2 protein-coding genes are annotated in these 1090 nt (G+C 69.3%); both read left to right on the forward strand.

Annotated elements, in window-relative coordinates:
• Positions 1-23: 23 nt before the first annotated feature.
• Positions 24-539, forward strand: a complete 516-nt coding sequence (locus DQW06_RS28355; RefSeq protein WP_013154192.1) for a DUF2752 domain-containing protein — start codon at positions 24-26, stop codon at positions 537-539.
• Between the two features lie 92 nt (positions 540-631).
• Positions 632-961 carry a CD225/dispanin family protein gene (locus DQW06_RS28360; protein WP_013154191.1) on the forward strand — a complete coding sequence of 110 codons (330 nt, stop codon included), beginning with the start codon at positions 632-634 and terminating at the stop codon, positions 959-961.
• Positions 962-1090: the final 129 nt, after the last annotated feature.

Consider the following 1090-nt stretch of genomic DNA (forward strand, 5'->3'; position numbering starts at 1 on the left):
GCCCCAACCCCTAAGCTGGTCACGTGTCGTACCCACAGTCCAGCGAGCCGCCGCAGAGCTCGCCCCCCGCGCCCCCGGCCGCACGCTCCCTGACGGGCCGGGTCAGTAACCGGCTCCGGGCACTGCACCCGGCCGTATGGCCCGTGGGGCTGGGCGTCCTCGGCCTGGCCGGGGCCACCCTCCTGCACTTCGTGGACCCCAACGAGCCCGGCATCTACCCCACCTGCCCCTGGCTGCTCCTCACCGGCACCTTCTGCCCCGGCTGCGGCACCATGCGGGCGATCGCCCTGCTCACACACGGTGAGATCCTCGCCTCCATCAGCATGAACCCCCTGCTGTGGCTGCTGGCCCCCTACATCGCCTGGACCTACGGGCTCTGGCTCTACCGCTCCGTGCGACCGCCCAAGAGCCCCCCCAAGCTCACACCGGGCTGGTTCCTGTGGCTGTTCCTCATCGTCGTCACCGCGCACTGGGTCCTGCGCAACCTCCCCTGGTTCTCCTTCCTCGCCCCCGGGACACCGCTCTTTCCCGGCTGGTAGCAGAACCAGGACGACCCCACCGCAGTCCTACCCGGCGAACCCGGCCACGCGCCGCCGCACACGACCACGACGTCCCGAAAAGGTGCCATCACATGAACTACGGTCCTCCCCACACCGGTGGTTACGGTCCTCCCGGCGGCTACGGCGGCCCGCCCCCCGGCGGGCCGCCCAAGAACTACCTGATGCACAACATCCTCGGCATCCTCAGCTGCACCGTCATCGGCATCATCGGCCTGATCTTCTCCCTCCAGGTCAACAGCAAGTGGGAGATGGGCGACTACGCCGGAGCCCAGTCCGCCTCCGACACCGCCAAGATCCTGGGCATCATCGGACTGGTCAGCTTCATCGTCTGTGCCGTCATCCTCGTGCTGTACATCCTGTTCTTCGTGGTCATGTTCGGTGTGGTAGCCGCGAACGCCTAGCGCGCCCCCGGCGCTCCGCCCCGGCACGCCCGGGCGGAGCGTTCCCGACCCCCACGAGACCCTCCACGGGGTGTCACGTCGGGGTCGGCGACCCCGCGGCGCCCACGGGTGGATACGATGACCAGCAAC

The organism is Nocardiopsis sp. TNDT3 (assembly GCF_003427465.1).
Classification (GTDB): domain Bacteria; phylum Actinomycetota; class Actinomycetes; order Streptosporangiales; family Streptosporangiaceae; genus Nocardiopsis; species Nocardiopsis dassonvillei.

What these genes read in the sequence shown, in the direction of transcription:
- DQW06_RS28360 (WP_013154191.1), top strand. Translation starts at nt 632, where the DNA reads ATGAACTACGGTCCTCCCCACACCGGTGGTTACGGTCCTCCCGGCGGC.